Below are 19,501 nucleotides of genomic sequence, written 5' to 3'. Positions count from 1 at the left end.
CCTCGTCGGGGGCGGAGGTCAACTCGCGGCCCGCTCCGACGGTCCGGGACGGGCCGCGCCGTCGCGCGCGTCGTCCGACGGCCCCGCCTCCTGACCGTCGTGGTCCGAGTCCATGAAGGTCACCGAGTCGAGGATCTCGTCGAAGAGCGTCGCGAACGGCTCCGCCGACGGGATGCCCGGCACGTTGACGCGCGCGAGCAGGAGCTTCGAACCGTCCGGATACGGGATGTGGTACTCGAGGCGCATCGTCAGGACGGTGTCGCCCTCGCCGGTCTTCCCCTGGGTCATCTCCACCACGCGGGCCACCGGCCCGTTGCGCTGCGGCTCCACCTCGCCGGTCGGGTACCCGTCGCGCAGCGCCTGCGCCACGTCGCCCGCGGCCAGAGCCTCGGCCGACGCCGCCGGCCACTCCTCGTCGAGGGCCAGGATCACCGCGGGGAACGGCACCCGCGGCAACAGCTCGAGGGACATCAGGTACGTGTGCACCCCCGCCGCCATCGCCGCGCGGACGTTCCCGACGACCTCCTGGGTGGCCTCGCGGCGCGCCCGTGCGAGCCGGTCGGCCTTGCCGACCTGTCGCCGGACGAGGCGCCGCACGTGCTCGACGGCGGTCTCCTCGTCCTCCAGCGGGATGCTGGCCCACGTCCCCGGGAGCACGATCCGCATCCGCCCCTCGCGGAACCTCACGTTGCGGGTCATGCCGCCTCCAGCTCCACCGTCAGGCCGGCGAGGAGGTCGATGACCTCCTGCGCCATGTCGTCGAACACCGAGACCCCGTTCGCGATCACCGTCACCTCGAGCATGTCCGGGCTGCCGGGCGGGAACACACCCAGCGCGACGCGCTCCTCCAGGTGCGCGACGCCGTCGCCGAGGTCGGGGTCGAGGTGGCCGACCATGAGGTGGACTCCCCGCACGTCCCCCGCCGGGACGGTCCCGTCGATCGCCTGGGCGTACACGGACGACGGATCGTCCGACTCCGCGACCAGACGTTCGAGGTCCGCCGCGAACGCGTCGGCGGAGAGCCCTGCCTGCGCCACCACCGTCAGCATCGCGTCGACGTCGCCGAGCGCCGGCCGGCGGACCAGGAAGGCCACCGCGAGCGCCGCGATCCCGCTGTCGGACGCCGACCGTGCCACGTCGGCGATCCGGTCCGCGAGGGACTCGACAGGATCGACCACGGGCGTCTCCGCACCGTCGAGGTGGGGCACGGCATCGTCGGCCCGGGCCTCGGCCTCCGCCGCGCCCGGCGGCACGAGCCCGACCGCGATCTCCCGGGCCCAGGCGTCGACGTCGCCGAGCCCGTCGGGCACGAGCACCCATCCCTCGTCCAGGCTCAGCTCGTAACCGGCCACCCTGCGTGTCACGTCGTCGGTCTCCTTGGTTGAGGCTGCGGGCCGCGCCCATCCTAGGCGCGGCCCCCGCGGGCCGGCACGAGGCCGGCCACACCCGTCGATTACCCTCCGGCCAGGCTCAGGCCGCCGCCGATGATGTTGCCGTAGGGGCCGCCCATGCCGGACGTGCCGAGGCTGACTCCCGGGGAGGCCGCCTGGCCGTAGTCGCCGACGCCCATCTCGCCCGCGAACGCGACGCCGTTCCGGATCCCGTTGAAGGCCGTCACGCTGTACCCGCCGATAGTGGCGATCGACGAGGTCACCGAGCTGACGTTGTCGAAGTGGATGGTCCCGATGCTGCCGGGGAGCCGGCTGTCGATCCTGCCCATGACGCCCATCATGTCGGTCACGTCGTCGTTGCCGAAGAGCGTACGCAGCCCCGAGCCCGTGAACGGGTTCGGGAACATCTTCTTCAGCCCCGTCCCGATGTTCCCGCCGCGGAACAGCCCGGCGATCTGCTTGTCGCCCGCCGACCGGATGAACGGCGACTTGAGGACCTCCGTGACCCGCTGGCCGTTGGTCTGCGCGAAGATCTTGCGGGTGCTCTTGAGGGTGGCCGCGCCGAAGACGTTCTTCGCGTTCTGCGGCGACATGCGCGACGCGGTCTGGACGACCATGCGCGCCTTGGCGTACTTCGCGACGACGCTGATCGCCTTGCCGCCGAAGAGGGTGAGCGCCGCCATGCCGGCCGCGCCGAGCACGCCCCACCAGGAGCCCTTGCCCCGGGCGGCCTTGAACACCGCGTCCACGACGGCGAGGATCGCGCCGACCGCCGCGAGCACCAGGAGGACCTGGCCCAGGATCGGCACCCAGGAGAGGAAGATCGCCAGGATCCCCGCGATGTCGCAGATGACCTTGACGACCTTGTAGATGCTGTCCCAGACCTCGCCGGCCTTGTCCCAGAAGCCGTCCTCGAGCCCGTGGACCTTGTCGCCCGTCACGACCTCGTCGATCTTGTTCTTCGCCGTGGTCGCGGCGGAGTCCTTGTCGCCCTTCGCGTCGTTCCAGCGGCCCTGCCAGTAGCTCAGGCTCGACTCGAGGGTCGTCACGCGGGAGTTGGCCGACGACAGGGCGCTGTTGGCGCTGTCGGCGTCGCCCTGGGGCGCGTCGTTCGGCAGGTCGTCGACGTCGTTCTGCGCGTTGTTCGCCGTCGCGCGCGCGGCGGCGAGGTCGTCCTCGAGGGACGCGATCTGGGCCGCCGCGGTCTCCGACTCGGAGATCGCCGTGTCCAGGGCCGACGCGTACGCGACGAGAGCGTCCCCGGTGAACCGGTACCGCTCCGTCGCCTTGGAGATGTCCTCCTTGACGTCGGACGCCAGGGTCTTCGTCTCGTCCATCGACTGCGCGGTGGTGCTCGCGTCGTCGACGATGGCGTCGAGAGTCGCCGTGGCGCGCCCGATCGCGTCGGCGATGTCCTGGTACCGCTTGCCCTTGCTGCGCACGAGGTCGGCGTCCCCGTCGAGCTTCTGCCACTGCGTGTCACCCATGACGATGTCTCCCCCTACTTCGCCTTCTCGGCGGCGTCTTCGAGCGCCTTGGCGAGCTCGGTGTCGATCTCGGTGAACGTGTCGGCGATCTGCTGGACGATGCCCTGGAGCTTGACCACGTTCTCGGTCATCTCCTCGCGCTTGATGCGCCACTTGTCCGCGAAGTCGTTGACCTTGCCGCCCAGGTCGTCGTGGCCGGTCGCGGCCGCGGCGTCCTCCGCGTGGTCGTCGGCGCCCTCGAACTCGTTCTTGATCGTCTTCAGGTCCTTGGCAAGAGTGCGCAACTCTTCCATGTCGATGGACAGGTCGTACCCGGCCACAGCTCCCCCTCGTCGTCACGCAGCTCGTCGTCTCGCCGCCGGGCAGCACCGTAGCCGAGGGCGACGGCGCCGGTCGATGGGGAGTCCTCCCCATCGACCGGCGTCCACCCCGACCGCCCGGCTCAGTCCTCCAGCACCAGCGGCAGCTGCACCCGCGTCTGCTTGCCCCGCGCGATCCATGCGCCGCGACCGACGGGGAACTCCCCTTTGCCGCTGCGGGGCAGCGACGTCTTGAGGATGGTGTCGCCGTCGAGGTTCTCGGGCTGCAGGATGAGGCCCCGCCGTCCGTTCTTCACCTCGCCGAGCAGCGGCCAGGTCGCCGACCAGCCCGCGGTCTCGGCCTCCGCGACGAGCAGGTGGTCGCTGTTGCGGATCGCCTTCGTGAGGTCCTGGATCGGCTTGTCCGCGGGCGACTGCAGGTACTCGTTGATGCCCTCGACCAGGACCACGATGCCAGGGTCCACGTCCTCGTCCTGGACGGCGGCGAGCAGGTCCGTCGCGAGCGCCTTGACCTTCTCCACCCCGGTCGCCACCTCGGTCCAGGGCAGCTTGTCGGCGATCGCGGAACGCCCCTGCGCGAACAGGTACATCCGCGCGTCGGGGTTGGCGCGCAGCACCGCCCGGGCGATCGCGACGAGCGCGTTGCTGCGCCCCGACCCGGGCGGGCCCGCCACGACCATCGTGCCCGTCGGGTCGAAGGGCACCGCGCCCAGGGTGATGCCGTCCAGGCCGAGCACGGGCAGTCCGTCGACGTGCGTCGGGAGCTCGCCGGCCCCGTACTCGGTGGGCAGCACCTGCACCGCCGGCGCCGAGCGTACCCCGGCCTGCACCATCGACTGGCCGAGCTTCTCGGTCGCGGCGGCCTGCGCCGACACGGAGGTGGTGCCGCCGATGACGGCGACCTGCACCTCGAGGCCGTCGAGGATGGCCCGTCCGTTCGGCGAGTCCGCCGTGATGATGTCGCGGGGCGCGTTGAACGCCAGGTACCCGTCGTCGGTCATCCGCAGCAGAAGGTTGCGCTGCACCATCGAGCGCACGTACGTCGGCACGGCGCCCGACCGGTCGGCGGTGAAGACGACGTGCATGCCGAGCGCGCGGCCGTCGTTGAGGATGTCGCGGAAGACGTCGAACCACTCGGCGCGGCCCGCGCCCACCTCGAAGTCGTCGCGGAAGCCGGGGAACCCGTCCACCAACAGCAGGATGCGCGGCACGTCGGCGCGACCGGTGATCTGGCGGTACTCGGTGACGCTCGACGCCGAGACGGCGGCGAACGCCTCCCCGCGGCGCAGCAGCTCGTCGCGCAGCATCCGCATGAGCGCCACGACGCGCTCGACGTCGTCTCCGCGCGCGATGGTGCCCACGTGCGGCAGCGCCGAGAGCATCCGCAGCGCACCGGCGGCGAAGTCCAGGCCGTACACGTGCACGGGGCCGCCGCGCGGCGTGATGCCGGCGGCCGCGGCGAGCGTGCGCAGCGCGGTGCTCTTGCCGGCGCCGCCGGTGCCGTACACGCCCAGGTGGCCGTCGGTGTCGGGGTTGAAGTACAGCGGGCGCTGCGCCTGCTGCTCGGGGATGTCGGCGACGCCGAGCAGGAGCTCGGTGTCCGTGCGCTGGTGCAGGCGCGTGAGGTCGTAGGCGTCGGCCATGGAGTCGAGCCACGGGCGGCGCGGCGTGGGCAGGCGCCCCGCCTGGAACGCCTCGGTGACCCGGGCCACGAGCCGCTGCTGGTCGTTGGGCCCGAGGTCCACGTCCTCGTCGGCGGAGGCCGACGGGTCGACCGGCTCCTCCCACTTCTCCTCACGGCCGAAGTGCAGCCCGGCGACCTCGATCGCCGTGTTCTCGGGGGCGCGGGTGCTCCAGGCGCCCGCGTACCCGGACTGGAAGGCCTGCAGCCGGCCCGGGCCCGTCTTGACCACGCCGCGCCCGGGGATCGCGGGGTCGATGTGCGCGGCGTCCTTGATGTCGACGACGTCGCTGGAGTCCGACTCGTCCGCCATGCGCAGCGCGACACGCAGGTTCGTGTTGGCGCGCAGGTTGTCCTTGATGACGCCCGCCGGGCGCTGCGTCGCCAGGATGAGGTGGATGCCGAGCGACCGGCCACGCTGCGCGACGTCGACGACGCCGTCGACGAACTCGGGCACGTCGCCCACCAGCGCCGCGAACTCGTCGATGACGATGACGAGCGCCGGCGGCGTCTCCGGGTCCCCGCGCTTCTCCAGCTCCAGCAGGTCCTTGGCCTTCTTGCGGTTGAACAGGTGCTCACGGTGGTGCAGCTCTGCACGCAGCGACGTGAGCGCGCGCAGCACCAGGTGCTGCGAGAGGTCCGTGACCAGGCCCACGCAGTGCGGCAGCTGCACGCAGTCCGCGAACGCGGAGCCGCCCTTGTAGTCGACGAACAGGAAGGTGACGCGGTCCGGGCTGTACTCGGCCGCCATCGCGAGCACCCACGCCTGCAGGAACTCCGACTTGCCGGCGCCCGTGGTGCCGCCCACCAGGGCGTGCGGGCCCTGGCTGCGCAGGTCGAGGTGCTGGGCGTCGAGGCCGGCCGAGCCGACGATGGCCCGCAGGGACCCGGCGCGCTTGCGAGGCACCGCCTGCGTGCGGTCGTAGACCGACAGGTTCTGGCGCCAGCGCTCCAGCACGGCGCGCGGGTCCTCGAACAGCTCGTGCCCGAGCAGCGCCGGCATCGTCACCGAGCGCGGCAGGTCGGACGAGTCGGCGACGATCGCGCCGGCGTCGAAGACGGGGGCGAGCCGCCGCCCGTAGTCGAGCGCCGCGGTCGCGTCGATCTCCTCGAGCTCGACGTCGTCGACCCAGCGCCCCAGCCGCACCATGCCGACGCGCGGCCCGTGCTCGCCGAGGTCCACGAAGGTGCGGCACGCCGCCGGGAGGTACGCGGTGTCGGCGGAGATCCACAGCAGGTACACGCCCGCGTCGGGACCCTGTTCGGCGAGCTGCACCAGGCGGGCCCGCTCCACGTCGATGTCGTCCGAGACGACGACCACCACCGCGGGCACCGCGGACTTCGTGCCGGCCTCCGCCTTCTTGCCCCCGACGTCGCTGCCCCGCTCCAGGGCGGCGTCGTCCTCGTCGATCGCGCCGCGCCGCTGGGCGCCGCCGCGCGCGGCCCGCAGACGCGTGGTGACGAGCTCCTCGAGCTCGGCCACGAGCCGAGCGGCGCCGCTCGCCGAGTCGGCCAGGTGGTGGCCCTCGATCGGGCTCTGGGGCGACGAGGTGTGCGGGATCCACGTGAGCCACTGCAGGGACCTGGTCCACACCGGGCTCACCATGCCCGTCACGACCAGCTCGGACGGCGAGTGCAGGCCGGTGAGCTGCAGCAGCGTGGCGTTGAGGCTGCCCGCCACCTTGGCGGGCGGCCCGGCGAAGCCGATGGCGCCCGCGTCGTACAGGTTCTCCACCACGGGGACGCCCGAGACGGTCGAGTACTTGTCGACGACGGCGTCCAGGCGCTCCTGGTACTCCTTGATCATCGCGCCCTTGGCCGTGTCCTTCACGGTGTTGCGCGACGGCATCGTGCCGATCCCGAACCGGACGTTGAGGAAGCTCCAGTGCTCGGGGCGGCGCGTCCAGAGCATCGGCCCGTGCCGCATCGCCTCCGCGAAGACGTGCGGGGTCGCCGGCGCCTCGCGCAGCCGCACGGACCGCTCCGTCTCCTCCTCGCCCCCGAGGGCGTCGCGCAGCGCGTCCAGGCGCTCCTCGAAGCGCGCGATGTCGCGCTCCTTGCGCTTCTTCGTCTGCTTGTTCCGGGTGAGGTAGTTGCCCGCCAGCATGATCGGCGACAGCGCGATGAACACGAGCGACATCAGGCCGCGGCCCAACGCGAGCATGAACCCGCCCATGAGCACCGGGGCCAGCATCGCCAGCAGCGGGAACGGCTGCGGCTCGGTCTCGGCGGGCACCTCGGGCGCGTCGAACTCCTCGCCCTTGTACCGCGCCTCGACGCGCGGCGAGCGCGTGAACGGCACGGGCCCCGCCTTGGGCGCCACGCCCGTCAGGGTCTGCGGCTTGCGCCGCTCGATCGTCATCACGGTGTCGCCGACGGTGACGCGCTGGCTGCCCTCGACGCGCAGGCGCTGCACGTGGTCGCCGTCCACGAGCAGGCCGTTGGCCGAGCCCAGGTCGACGACGTCGACGACGTCCGAGACGTCGAGGCGCAGGTGCTGCTTCGACACGAGCGGGTCGCTCAGCACGACGTCGCAGCCCGGCGCACGCCCGAGCGTCCAGCTGCCCTCGGGCAGGTCGATCACGCTGCCGTCCGCGAACCGGAGGGTGGCGCGCACGTCCCGGGAGGGCTGGTAGTCGAAGCCCGGGCGGTCGAGCTCGACGATGGCCACGTCCGCGCCCGAGCCGATCCACGCCTCGCCGAGCGCGGCGTCGGCCGGCAGCCGCGTGGGCCTGTCCTGGCCGGGCAGCCGGGCCTCGATCGTCCGCCGGCCGGCGCCGACCGTGCCCGTCCCGCGCGGGTCCACGCGGGCCAGGGTGGACGCCACCTCGCCGATGGTCGCCCCCGCGTCCGCGGTGATGACGACGTCGTCGTGCGTGGTGTCGGGGCGCCGGAGCGTCACCTTGACGCGCATCGCTCTCCTCGGTTCGTTCCGTCGGTGTCTCGGGTGGGCGCGGCCGGCCGGGCCGCGCCACGGGGTCTGCTACGGGCGGCGCCAGCGCGAGATCGCGCCCACGACGGCGGTGACGGCCGCTCCGGCCAGCGCGCTCAGACCGATGATGCGCCAGTTGGCGGCGTCGGTGAGCTCGCGGCCGATCGCCCGCCAGTAGTCGAGGGGGTCGCCGGTGCCGACGCCGTCACGGAGCACGCCGGCGGCCATGAGGATCACGAACGCGATCGCCGCGGCGGCGACGGCGACCACGACGACCATCTGCCAGAGCTCCGGACGGTTGCGGCGGCTCATTCCCCGTCCTTCCCGTCGACGTCGGTCAGGTCGAGCAGCGGCAGGTCGTCGGCGGTGACGAGCCGCGACGCGACGGCGTACTCCACCAGCCGCGCACGCCGGTTCGTGGCGAGCCCGCCGGAGCCGCCGCGCAGCCCCTTCACGCCCACCCGGTCGAGCTTCTCGCACACGTTGTCGAGCTTGCGGTTGAAGCGCGTCGTCGTCCAGCCGAGGCGCGCCGCCGCCTCCGCGGACGACGGGATCTCGGACAGCCCCGTGCCGTCGCGGCGCAGCATCGGCTCGCACAGGGCGACCACGAGCTGTCGCTGGCTCACCGTGAACGGGATCATCCCGATCGTGGTGGCCCCGCCCTCGGGCTCCTCGGAGTGGATCTCCGCGTACGGCGACGGGCTGAGGCGGGCGAGCAGCTCGTACGTGGTCGGGCCCGCGGTGAAGACGATCGACGTCGACGGGAAGACGATCGGCAGCGACGTGCCCGGCGAGAGCCACGACTGCACGCCGCCGGCCGCGTCGCACACGGTCGCGGACAGCCGCGCGCCGGCGTTGACCAGCCACCACAGCCCCGAGACGTGCGTGAGCTGCAGGAACCGCCGGTGCAGGTAAGGGTTGTCGTCGAGGGCGAGGTCGCCCTCCCGCCCGATCTCGAAGACCCCCTCCGGGTCGGGTCGGAACCACTCCCCCGCGAACTCCACCGCCAGGTCGCTCATCCCACGCACACTCCCTGCGGCTCGATGGAGAACGCCCCCTGGCGCACGATGACGACCTCGACGCAGGTCTCCCCGGAGTCCGCCTTGTCGACCGTGACGGTGGTCTCCCTCACCTGCTGGTAGTGGGCCTCCTCCAGCGCCTTCGGCTCGCGCCAGCCGTACGTGTCCCCGTCGACCGGGTCGGGGTTGGTCCACGTGAAGACGACCTTGCCTCCCGAGACCTTGCCCTCCAGCTCGGTCACCGCGGGCACGAGCCCGCCCAGGTTGTCCGCCGGAGGCGCGGGGTCGTCGCCCGCCCCCGTCGCGACGGCCGTCGGGTCGTCGCCCGGGTCCTGCGCCCCGTCGGGCCAGAGCACCACGGCGAGCGTGACCACGAGGGCGGCGACCACGGCCACCAGCCCGACGACGAGGCCCGTCGTGGCCCGTCCACGACGCGGGGCCTCGGGCGCCTCCCCGGGGGCGGGCGCCGCGACCGGAGAGGCGGGTGACGTCGCCGGCGCGGCAGGGGCCATCGACCGGTGCACGGTGTCGCCGAGGTCGTCGGCCAGCACGCCCTGCGCCGTGCCCGTCGTCGGCGCCGGGACCGAGGCGGCCCACGACGGGCGGGAGGCCGCGGCCGGGGCCGCCGTCGCGAGCCCGCCGGCGGCCTGCGCCGGCCCGCGCGGGTCCACCGAGACGACCTCGCGCAGACGGGTGCCCACCTCGTCCTCGTCGGCCGGCTCGGGTGCGCCGCCGTCGTCGTCGCGCACCTGGCCGCGGTCGTCCAGGAGGTCGATCGGCGTGACGGCGAACGACAGGTCCGTCTGCACGGCCTGCAGCGCCCGTGCGAACGCCAGGGCCGTCGGGTACCGCGCCTCCGGGTTCTTCGCCATCGCCGTGCCGAGCACGCGCTCGAGCGCCGCCGGCACGTCGTTGCGGCCCGTGGGCTGCAGCGGCGCGGACTCGATCCGCGCCACCAGGTCGGCGCTGGAGTTCGGCCCGCCCGGCACCTCGAACGGCGTGCGCGACGCGAGGAGGGAGTACGTCGTGGCCGCGAGGCCCCAGACGTCGGTCGCGACGGACGTGCGCGGCGGCTCGGCGAACGACTCGGGGGGCGACCACGGGATCGACATGCCCTCGGCGAGCCCGGCGTCGTCCAGCGTGGACGAGATGCCGAAGTCCGTCAGCGCCGGGTGCCCGTACTCGGTGACGAGGATGTTGGCGGGCTTGATGTCACGGTGCAGGATGCCCGCGCGGTGCGACGTCTCGACCGCGCCCGCGACCTGGACGGCGATCCGCAGCACGTCCGGCACGCTCAGCCGCTCGCTGCGGTACCGGGCACCCAGGTTGGGCCGCGAGCAGAACTCCATCGCGAGGTACGGGCGCCCGTCCGCGGCCACGTCGGCCTCGTACATCGTCACGATGGACGGGTGCGTGGACAGCGTGGCCATGAGGTCGGCCTCGGCCTCGAACGCCTCGCGCTGGCCCTCGTTCGTCCACTCGTGCAGCAGGACCTTCACGGCCACCCGGCGACGTGGCCGGCGCTGCTGGTAGAGGAAGACGTCGGAGAAGCCGCCCGAGCCGATGATCGAGACGTACTCGAACCCCTCGATCTCCGGCGGCGGTGACGGCGGACGCTTGCGGCTCACTCAGAGGATCCCTTCGAAGGTCAGCGTCACGCCGTCACCCAGGTCGACGACGTCGCGCGAGACGACCAGGACGGGCTCGCCCGGGTGCAGGCGCAGCGGCGGCTGCCCCGACCGGAGGAGGGTGGTGCCGTTGGTCGTGCTCATGTCGCTGACGAGCACGTGCCAGCCCTCCAGCCGCACCTCCACGTGGGAGCGGGAGATGTCCTGCTGCGGGCTCGGGACGGTCACCAGCCGGGGCAGGTCGTCGCCCGTGGCGCGCGGCGACCGGGGGCGGCGGCCGACGACGACGGGGCGGTCCAGCGTGACGCGGGGCCCGCCGGAGACGCCCATGACGCCGAGAGCGGGGCGCGGCACCTGCCGCGCGTCCCCCACGAGCGACTGCCCGCAGGTGGCGCAGTCGTCCCGCTGGGGCGGGTTGGGGTGCCCGGCCGTGCACAGGCGCGCCAGGATCATCGGCCGGCCGGGCTGCGGGCCGGGGGCGAACGAGGGGCCGGGCGGCGCGGCCGCAGGGTCCGGCGCCGGGGCGGCGGCCGGCGTGCCCGCGGCGGCCCGGAGGTCGGCGATGGCCGACGAGAGCACCGTGCTCCCGTCGATCTCCTCGACGTCCTGGACGGGCGCGCCGGCGGGCACCAGGTCGACCGGCGCGGGGGCCGGCGGCGCGGCGTCGGCCGGCGGGTGCGGCGCCGCGGTGCCGGGTCCCTTCGCGTCGTCGTGCTCCTCCGGGGCCACGGTCGCGCCGTCCGGAAGCCCGTCGTCCGCACCCTCGGCGGCGTCAGCCGCGGCGTCGTGCGAAGTACCCGGCGCGGGCTCGGCGGGGTCGGCGCCCGCCTGCCCGGGCCCCTCCTCGTCGTCCTCCTCGCTCGGCGGCCGCACGGCCGCGGCCTCGACCGCGCGGTGCACCGTCGAGCCCCAGAGGTGGTCGTAGCCGGACGTCTCCTCGACCGGCGCGCCCGGCCCGGCCGGGGTCTCGGCCACGTCCGCGCCCGAGACCTGGTCCAGGTCGCCGTCGGCCACGGGTCGCGGCACGTCGTCGGAGGTGACGGCGAGGCCCGGCGCGACGGTCGACTCCGGGGCGATCGTCGCCTCGGAGGCGAACGCCGTGTCGACGGACGGCACCGGGGCGCGGGGCACGACCGGCGCCGGCGCGCTCGGCGCGGCGGCCGCCGGCACGTCGTCCACCTCCGGCGGCCCCGTGTCCTCCCACGGCTCGCGGACCGGGTCCTGGCGGCGGACGGGAGCCGCCGCGAGCGCGTCCTCGGTGAGCCGCAGGCCCACGGACCGCACGAGGACCACACCCGCGTCCAACGGCAGGGCGCGCGCGTCGACGAGATCGTCCGGCTCGGTCACGCCGACCTGCACGGAGAGGTCCACCACGTCGTCGAACGTGCGCTCCGCCCAGGTGGTGACCCCCTCGCCGGACACGTGGTCACGACCGTCGACCCGCGCCACCGTCACCGACGTCGCACCGCGGCTCGCGACCTGCACCCGTCGGCCGTCCGCCACCGCGATCGCGAACGGCGGCAAGGAGGCCAGGCTCGCCCCGAAGGACCCGGTGAGCACCTCGAGCACCGGCACCACGCCGGCGCGCTCGCCCAGCGTCGTCCACAGCTCGTCGACGAGCTCCGGCGTCACCTTCTCCGGCAGCACGACGACGGCACCGCCGCGCACCACGGCATAGGCCGGACCGATCACGTAGCGCACGGTCACGTCAGCGCCCCCTTCCACGGCGACCGCCGGGGCACCGTGTCCTCGTCGTCGTCGTGGTCGGGCCGCCCGTCCCGGGGCGCCGTGCGCTCCAGGGCGTCCGTCAGCCCCGTCGCGTCCACCACGATCACGGTGATGTTATCCCGGCCCCCCGCGGCGAGGGCCTCGCCGACCAGCCGCTCCGCGGCCGTCTGCGGGTCGGGCTCGACCATCAGCAGCTCGGCCACCCGCCGGTCGGGCAGCTCGGCCGTCAGGCCGTCGGAGCACACCAGCATCCGGTCGCCCGCGTGGACGGGGAGGAACCAGAAGTCGGGCTCCGGGTCGTCCGGTGCCCCCAGCGCACGCGTCACGACGTGCCGCCGCGGGTGCGTGAGCGCCTGCTCAGCGGTGATCCGCCCGGCGTCGACGAGCTCCTGGACCTCGGAGTGGTCCACGCTCACCTGCTCCAGCGCACCGTCCGCAACCCGGTACGTCCGGGAGTCGCCCACGTTCACCACCAGCCAGTAGGGCTCGCCGCCCTGGTCGGTGAGCGCCACGCCGGACAGCGTCGTGCCCGCGCCGCGGCCGGGTGCCGTCTCGATGGCCCGCACGGCGTCGTGGGCGGCGCGCACGCGGCACCGGACCTCGTCGACCCCGACGACGTCCGACCGTCCGAGCGGTGCCAGCGCCTCGACCGCGGCCGCGCTGGCGACCTCGCCGGCCTCGTGCCCGCCCATCCCGTCGGCGACGAAGAACACGGACCCGCGCGCGAGGAAGGAGTCCTCGTTGAGCCTGCGGCGCGCGCCCTGGTGCGTGGCGGCGCCCCAGAGCAGGCCGAGACTGACCGGTGTCGTCATGCGCCGGCGTCCTGCCCCACGACGGTGAGGCGACGCGCACCGGCCTGCACGACCCACCCGGCGACGACCGTCACCGGCCGCCCGGCGACGAGCTCCTGCACCTGGCCGCCCGGCGCGATGACGGCGCTGCCGTTGGTGCTCCCGAGGTCCGTGACCCGCAGGCCGTCCTGGGTGGGCACGAGCTCGAGGTGCGTCTTCGAGACGGACCGCGTCGGGTCCTCGACGCTCAGCAGGGTGGCGGGCGCACCGCCGTCCTGCTGCGGCTGACGACCGACGAGCGTCCGCGCCGCGACGTGGACCCGGCGCTCCGGGTCGACCTCGACCACGATCCGCGGCGGCATGCTCCCGTCGCCCGCGCTGCGCCGCGAGGACACGCTGAACCGGGTGGCCTCGAGGTCGTCGAGGTCGTCCTGCGGCGCCGGTGCCGGGGCGGGTACCGGCGCCACGACGGGGACCGGCGGAGCGGCCGGGGCCTCGGGGGTCGCCGCGGGCACCGCGCGCTGCTGCTGCGTCGGCGCCGGCTCGGGCGCCGCGGCCTGTGCCGCCGCGGAGGCGCGGTGCACGGTGTGCGCGTCGACACCGGCTGCCTGCGGAGCCTCTGGCTCCCCCGCGGGAGCCGCGGTGCCCGGGACTCCCGTGATGAGGCCGCCCGCGGCGCGCTGTGCGGCCGGGAAGGCCCACGGGTCCTCGGTCGGCGGGCTGCCCTGCGCGGCGCCCTGCGCCGTGCCCGGGGCGATGCCCCCGGGAGCCGACGGCGAAGCAGGCGCGAAGCTGCGCGGCGACACACCGCGCACGTCCCGCACCACGCTCCGGGCGGCCTTGTCCTGCCAGCCCTGGCGGCGCCCGGACGAGTCGAACGTGGGCGACACGAGCACCAGCACCGTGCCCACCAGCGGCAGGACGCCGCACCCCGCGAGCACGAGCCACCGCAACACCCCGCGACCGGCCCCGACGGGACCGCCGCCGTCGAGCGCGACCGTGCGGATCCCGAGGGCGGAGTTCCCGACCGTACGGCCGGTGCGCCCCTCCCACAGGGCCAGGCCGAACCAGCCGAGCAGGCTCACCGCGCCGCCCACGAGGGAGACCGCGACGTACGCGCCGAGGGCGTCGCGCGCCGCGGCCTCCGACCCCATCGGGGTGGTGGCCGCGACGGCGTCCGCGACCCGCGCGGGCAGGCGCACGGCGAGCGCGGTGACCGTGGAGGCCGCACCCACGAGCAGGGAGAGGGCGAGGAGGTCGAGGACGTACGCACCCGCCCGGCGGCCGACGCCGGCCAGCGGCGGCTCGCCCACGGGGGGCGGTGCCGCGGCCGCGCGGGCCACGTCGTCGGGGGCGCGACGGGTCCGCTCGCGCAGCTCCGGCTCCGTGGTCACCTCCAGGCTGCCGGTCGCCGGGCCGGGCGTCCGGTAGCCCGTCGCCACGGTCGGCGTGCCGCACACGGAGCAGAACGCACCGCGCTGCTCGGGCGCGCCGCACGCGGTGCACGTCGTCGTCATCGATCCTCCTGCCGCCGGCCGCGCCGGGTGCCGTCATTGCGGCGCCGGGCGCGCGCCATCCTGTCATGCAGCGGGCGCACGGCCGCCCGCCCGAGCCGACCCGCCGCCGCGGGGACCGCCGCGAACCACCGGCGCACGACCTCGCCCACGGGCGGCGCGTCCGCGCCGCGCACCGAGCGCAACGACAGGCGCGCAGCCAGCCGGCGCCGCCACGGCAGGCCGGCGCGCATCGTGCCGACGACGTCGTCCACCTCGGACCAGAACCGCGCCACGTCGTCGTCGGTGGGCGCGCCCGCGCCGAACACGGTCGCGTCCGCCCGGTGGGCGAGCTGCACCGTGCTCGTCGCCGCCGACGGGACCTGGTCGGCCACGATCCGGGCGCCCTCGCGGCGCGTCGCGGCACGGGGCACGCCCGCGCCGAGGTCGGTGGCGGCGTCGACGACCTCGCGCCAGCCGCCGCTCACCCGGTCGGCGAGCACCGGTGCCGACCGGCGCTTCCCGCGACGACGGCGCTTGAACCCGAGGATCAGCAGCAGCGGCAGGGCCAGGATCGCGAGCGGCACGGCCACCGCGACGGCGATCATCGCGACCTGGCGCCAGTCGATCGCCGTCTGGTCGTCGTCCTGGTCCTCCTCCTCGACGTCGCCCGCCTCCGCCTGCGGCGGCTCCTCCGGGGACTCCGGGGTCTCGAGGACCGGCGGCTTCGGCACCTGCTTGGAGCGCGGCAGGGGCTCCACCTTGTTGTCCTCGTCGGGGACGACGTCGAACGGCACCCAGCCGTAGCCCTCGAACGGGACCTCGACCCAGGCGTGCACGTCGCCGCCCGTCACGGTGTACGGCTCGCCGGCCTCCACCGCGTCCTTCTCGGGGTAGAAGCCCATCACGACCCGCGCCGGGACGCCGGCCTGCTGCGCCATGAGGGCGAGCGCGACCGCGAACTGCTCGTCGTCGCCCACCATCTCGTCCTGCGCCAGCAGCGTGTCGATGCGCGCCGCGGAGTGGCCGGGGCGGGACGGCGGCTGGTTCTCGAGGCCGCTCGAGTAGACGCCGGTCGCCACGAGCGTGTCGCGGATGTTGACGAACTTCTCGAACGGCTCGGTGGCGTCGGCGGCGAACTGCGCGGACTTCCCCGGAACCTCGTCGGCCACGTCCTCCGGCCTCGGGAGGTCCACGTCCTGGATCGGCACGGTGGCCAGGTCGTCCTCGGAGGGCGTCGGCGAGACGATCGCGTCGATCTCGTAGGAGTCGCCGGGCCGCAGGCCGCTGGTCGACAGGGCCGTGCCGGACGTCGAGTTGTAGTAGGTCGTGGACGCCAGCTCGTCGGCGCGCTCCCCCCCGAACGTGATGCCGCCCAGCTCCCCCACGTCGGGCAGCCACACGCCGGAGTAGCCCGTGACGGACACCTGCACGGGCGTCCGGGTGCCGGCCGCGACCGTGTCGACGACCTCGCCCGCGCGGTTGAAGACGCCCGTGGCGCCCCCGCTGGAGGCGTCGTACACCGTGCCGGCGTACGTGTCGAGCGTCGCGAGGCGCACGCGGCCGCCCTCCGGCAGGCCGGTCACGGTGAACAGCTCCGCGTCCTTGAGGTCCTTCGTGTAGTGCCGGAAGCCGACCAGCGGGCTGGTGTACTGGTGCAGGTCGAGCGGCGGGGTGATCAGCTCGCGCAGCGCGAGGCGCTCCCCGTGCGCCATCGGCGGTGCCGCCACCACCGCGGCGAGGCCGCCGATCGCGAGCAGCACGGCGCCACCGCGCAGGCGCTGCGCCCGGAGCCGCCGGGTCGCGGACCGGCTCGCCTCGGACAGCAGGCGGTTGGCGCCCATCCGGCTCTCCGCCGCGCGCCACGAGCCCCACAGCAGGCCGACCACCGCGACCACGAGACCCTGCGCCAGCGGGTACGCGGGCAGGATGGTGCCGAGCAGCGCGACGCCCGCGAGGGCCACCACGACCGGCAGCAGCGCCCACGCCGCGAGGCGTCCGCGCCACGCGATGGTGCCCGCCAGCACCCCGGTGAGGAGCAGCAGCAGGTACGGGACCACCGCCAGCTCCGGGAACGACGCGAGCGGCGGCACGGTGGTGACGAAGCCCTTCCACCCGTGCACGGCGCCGAGCGCGAGCTCCTGCAGCGTCGCCAGGGAAGGCACGACGCCGCCGATCGCCGTCGCCGGCAGGGCGAGGGCGCCGCCGAGGAGGAAGTACGCCAGCACGGTGGTCGCCGCGGTCAGCAGCACGGACCAGCGCAGCCAGGCACCCAGCCACGCGACCAGCAGGCCGACGACCGCGCCGCCCAGCGCGGGCACGAGGTACCCGGTCGTGCCCCAGGCGGGGCCGAAGCCGACGGCCACGACGCCCAGCAGGGCGAGCAGCACGGCGCCGTCGACGGCGCCGGCGACGGTGAGCGCCCGCGGGCGGTCGCCGTCGCGACCCCGTGCGCGCGTGGTCCCGGCGCGCACCGAGGTGCGCGACGTCCCGCCGGTGCGGCCGGTGCTCCCGGTGTGCCCCGTGCCGCCGGTGTGGCCCGCCTCGGCGTGCGACGTGCGGTCGTCCGGCGCGGGGCCGTTGCTCTCAGTCATTCATCCTCCGCAGCGCGTTCGGCAGGTCCGCCAGCTCGCCGATCGTGAGCAGCTGCATGTCGGCCACCCGGCCTCGGCTCACCGAGGCCCCCGGCACGCACTGCATGGCGACCAGGCGTGCGTCGACGGGGAGGCGCACGGCGGCGGCGCGCAGGTCGTTGGGCGTGACTCGGCTGCCCACGACGACGGCCACGACCGACGCGTCCGTGACCGTGGCCGACGCGACGCGCGCCACCTCCGCGAGGCTGGTCCGCGCCGGCGCGAGCTCCAGCCGGGTCAGGTCGTCCAGCAGGCGGGTGCGGTGGTCGCCGCGCACGCGGCCCTGCTGCACCAGGACGGCGAGGCCGCCGTCCTCCCGGATCGCCTGGAGGCCGAGGGAGCCGCAGACGGACACGGCGAGCTCGAACTCCTCCGGGTCCGCGTAGTCCTCCTCGCGGGTCGAGAGGATGACCGCGAGGCGGGACCGGCGGGTCTCCTCGAACTGCCGCACCATGAGCTGGCCCGTGCGGGCCGTGGACTTCCAGTGGATGTGCCGGCGGTCGTCGCCGGGCACGTAGTCGCGCAGCGCGTGGAACGACACGTCGGAGTCGGAGATGTCGGGGGTGACCCGGCCCTCCAGGTCGTGCAGCAGGCCCGTGGACGAGCCGGAGAGTGGCAGCGTGCGCGGGTGCACGAACAGCTCCTCGGGCTCGGTCCACGTGAGCTCGCGGCGCAGCAGCCCGAGCGGGTCGGCGCGCACGGAGCGCACCGGGCCCAGCGGGATCACCGCCCGCCGGTGGGTCGGGACGGCGAAGATCTCCTCGTGCTCGGCGTCCGGGCGCAGGCGCGGCACCGGGAACGACGCGATCCCCTTCCCGACCTGGAGCTCCATGACGGCCGGCAGCATCGAGCGGGACGAGCCGTTGCGCACCAGCAGGCGGCCGACGGCGCGGTCGCCCACGACGACGCGGCGCGACGCGACGTCGAGCGTCACGTCGTAGCGCAGGCGGCCGAGGACGAACACGACCGCGCCCAGCAGCGCCACGGTGACGGTGACCGCGACGACGGCCCACTCCTCCCAGCTCAGGGCCAGGCCGGCCCACCACGCCGCGGCGGTGAGCGCGAGGACGGTCCACCCGAAGGGCGACACCACGCCCAGCACGGGCGTGGCGCGCGCCCAGGCGCGCCGCCCGGCGTCGGCGACGGCCGCGCCCCAGCGGGCGAGCACGCCCCCGAGGCCGCGAGCCCCGGCGGCGATGCCCCGCGCGGCACGGCGGTGCGGCCGGACGGCGGGGGCGGGCGTCGGCTGGTCGGCAGGCGCCTCGGCGTCCGCGGCTGCGGCGGCCTCGGTCTCCCGCTCGGTGGTGGTGGTCATGAGCTCTCCGGTGAGGTTCGCGTGGTCGGGGCCCCGGTCAGGCGGTCCGGCGGTCAGGCGGTCCGGCGCTCCTGCGGGGCCGCGACGTCGCTCAGCAGCCGCGAGATCGTGCCCTCGGCGGTCGCGCCGCCGAACTCGGCCTCCGCGTCCAGGACGAGGCGGTGCGCCCACACCGGCACGACGAGGTCCTTCACGTCGTCCGGCAGCACGTAGTTGCGACCGTGGGCCGCGGCCCACACCTTCATGCAGCGCACCAGCGCGAGCGCGCCGCGCACGGAGACGCCGACGTGGACGTCGGCCGCCGCGCGGGACTCCTCCGCCAGCCGCGACACGTACTCCAGGACGGCCGGGTCGACGTGCGTGGCGGCCGCGAGGGACGACATCTCCACGACGGCCTGCCCGGTGATGACCGGCTGCAGCGCGGCGCTGCGGTCGCGCACCGCCGCCCCGGCGAGGATCTCCACCGTCGACGCGAGGTCGGGGTAGCCGATCGACGTCTTCATGAGGAAGCGGTCGAGCTGCGCCTCGGGGAGGCGGTAGGTGCCGGCCTGCTCGATCGGGTTCTGCGTCGCGACGACCATGAACGGGATGCCCACCCGGTGGGAGACGCCGTCCACGGTGACCCGGCCCTCCTCCATGACCTCGAGGAGCGCGGACTGCGTCTTGGGCGACGCACGGTTGATCTCGTCCGCGAGCACGATGTTCGCGAAGATCGGCCCCTCGTGGAACTCGAACGTGCCCGACTTCTGGTCGTAGATCGTCACGCCGGTGACGTCCGACGGCAGCAGGTCGGGCGTGAACTGGATGCGCTGGTTGGTGCCCTGGACGCTCGCCGCCATGGCCCGGGCCATCATCGTCTTGCCCGTGCCCGGGGCGTCCTCCAGCAGCAGGTGGCCCTCCGCGAGCATGCACGTCAGCGCCAGCCGGATCTGGTCGTCCTTGCCGAGCACCGCCTGCGCCACGTTGCCGACGATGCGGTCGAACGTCTGGGCGAACCAGCTCGCCTGCTCGGGGGTCATGGTGCTCATCGGTGGGTTCTCCAGATCGTGGTGCTCGGTCGGTCGTGGTGGTCGGTGGTCTGCC

The 19,501-nt window shown here is 74.7% G+C and carries 14 protein-coding genes; all 14 read right to left on the bottom strand.

All coding sequences use genetic code 11. The annotated features are described in order from the left end of the window. Positions 1–18 precede the first annotated feature (18 nt). Complete coding sequence (locus ACH443_RS03115) at positions 19–699, bottom strand: hypothetical protein (protein WP_430589442.1); 681 nt, start codon at positions 697–699, stop codon at positions 19–21. Further along, entirely contained in the window at positions 696–1,364 is a 669-nt protein-coding gene (locus tag ACH443_RS03110) for a hypothetical protein (RefSeq protein ID WP_429764863.1), read from the bottom strand. The genes ACH443_RS03115 and ACH443_RS03110 overlap by 4 nt, the downstream gene beginning before the upstream one ends. A gap of 89 nt (positions 1,365–1,453) precedes the next feature. After that, the gene (locus ACH443_RS03105) at positions 1,454–2,878 is read right to left on the bottom strand and encodes a hypothetical protein (RefSeq protein ID WP_430557630.1); all 1,425 of its coding nucleotides are present in this window, start codon (positions 2,876–2,878) and stop codon (positions 1,454–1,456) included. Between the two features lie 14 nt (positions 2,879–2,892). Continuing rightward, positions 2,893–3,198, bottom strand: a complete 306-nt coding sequence (locus ACH443_RS03100) for a hypothetical protein (protein ID WP_429764867.1) — start codon at positions 3,196–3,198, stop codon at positions 2,893–2,895. A 122-nt stretch (positions 3,199–3,320) separates the two neighbouring features. After that, positions 3,321–7,793: an FtsK/SpoIIIE domain-containing protein gene (locus ACH443_RS03095; protein ID WP_430589441.1), complete on the bottom strand. Its 4,473-nt coding sequence runs from the start codon at positions 7,791–7,793 to the stop codon at positions 3,321–3,323. A 69-nt stretch (positions 7,794–7,862) separates the two neighbouring features. Continuing rightward, entirely contained in the window at positions 7,863–8,123 is a 261-nt protein-coding gene (locus tag ACH443_RS03090; protein ID WP_430557629.1) for a hypothetical protein, read from the bottom strand. Next, the gene (locus ACH443_RS03085) at positions 8,120–8,830 is read right to left on the bottom strand and encodes a hypothetical protein (protein WP_429764873.1); all 711 of its coding nucleotides are present in this window, start codon (positions 8,828–8,830) and stop codon (positions 8,120–8,122) included. The genes ACH443_RS03090 and ACH443_RS03085 overlap by 4 nt, the downstream gene beginning before the upstream one ends. Then, positions 8,827–10,458 carry a serine/threonine-protein kinase gene (locus ACH443_RS03080; protein ID WP_430589440.1) on the bottom strand — a complete coding sequence of 544 codons (1,632 nt, stop codon included), beginning with the start codon at positions 10,456–10,458 and terminating at the stop codon, positions 8,827–8,829. The genes ACH443_RS03085 and ACH443_RS03080 overlap by 4 nt, the downstream gene beginning before the upstream one ends. Continuing rightward, the gene (locus ACH443_RS03075; RefSeq protein WP_430589439.1) at positions 10,459–12,165 is read right to left on the bottom strand and encodes a hypothetical protein; all 1,707 of its coding nucleotides are present in this window, start codon (positions 12,163–12,165) and stop codon (positions 10,459–10,461) included. Further along, positions 12,162–12,998, bottom strand: coding sequence for a PP2C family protein-serine/threonine phosphatase (locus ACH443_RS03070; protein WP_429764879.1), 837 nt, complete (start codon positions 12,996–12,998; stop codon positions 12,162–12,164). Before ACH443_RS03070 ends, ACH443_RS03075 begins: the two co-directional genes overlap by 4 nt. After that, positions 12,995–14,494 carry an RDD family protein gene (locus ACH443_RS03065; protein WP_430589438.1) on the bottom strand — a complete coding sequence of 500 codons (1,500 nt, stop codon included), beginning with the start codon at positions 14,492–14,494 and terminating at the stop codon, positions 12,995–12,997. The genes ACH443_RS03070 and ACH443_RS03065 overlap by 4 nt, the downstream gene beginning before the upstream one ends. Then, positions 14,491–17,064 carry a transglutaminase domain-containing protein gene (locus ACH443_RS03060; RefSeq protein ID WP_430589437.1) on the bottom strand — a complete coding sequence of 858 codons (2,574 nt, stop codon included), beginning with the start codon at positions 17,062–17,064 and terminating at the stop codon, positions 14,491–14,493. The genes ACH443_RS03065 and ACH443_RS03060 overlap by 4 nt, the downstream gene beginning before the upstream one ends. Next, positions 17,057–18,418: a DUF58 domain-containing protein gene (locus tag ACH443_RS03055; RefSeq protein WP_429764885.1), complete on the bottom strand. Its 1,362-nt coding sequence runs from the start codon at positions 18,416–18,418 to the stop codon at positions 17,057–17,059. The genes ACH443_RS03060 and ACH443_RS03055 overlap by 8 nt, the downstream gene beginning before the upstream one ends. A 53-nt stretch (positions 18,419–18,471) precedes the next feature. Beyond that, positions 18,472–19,446 carry an AAA family ATPase gene (locus ACH443_RS03050; RefSeq protein ID WP_430589436.1) on the bottom strand — a complete coding sequence of 325 codons (975 nt, stop codon included), beginning with the start codon at positions 19,444–19,446 and terminating at the stop codon, positions 18,472–18,474. Between the last annotated feature and the right edge of the window lie 55 nt (positions 19,447–19,501).

Origin of the sequence: Isoptericola sp. NPDC019571 (genome assembly GCF_044389385.1) — a bacterium.
Lineage (GTDB): Bacteria > Actinomycetota > Actinomycetes > Actinomycetales > Cellulomonadaceae > Isoptericola > Isoptericola nanjingensis.
Note: the sequence above shows the minus strand (reverse complement) of the source record. Positions and strands in the feature narration are given on the sequence as shown.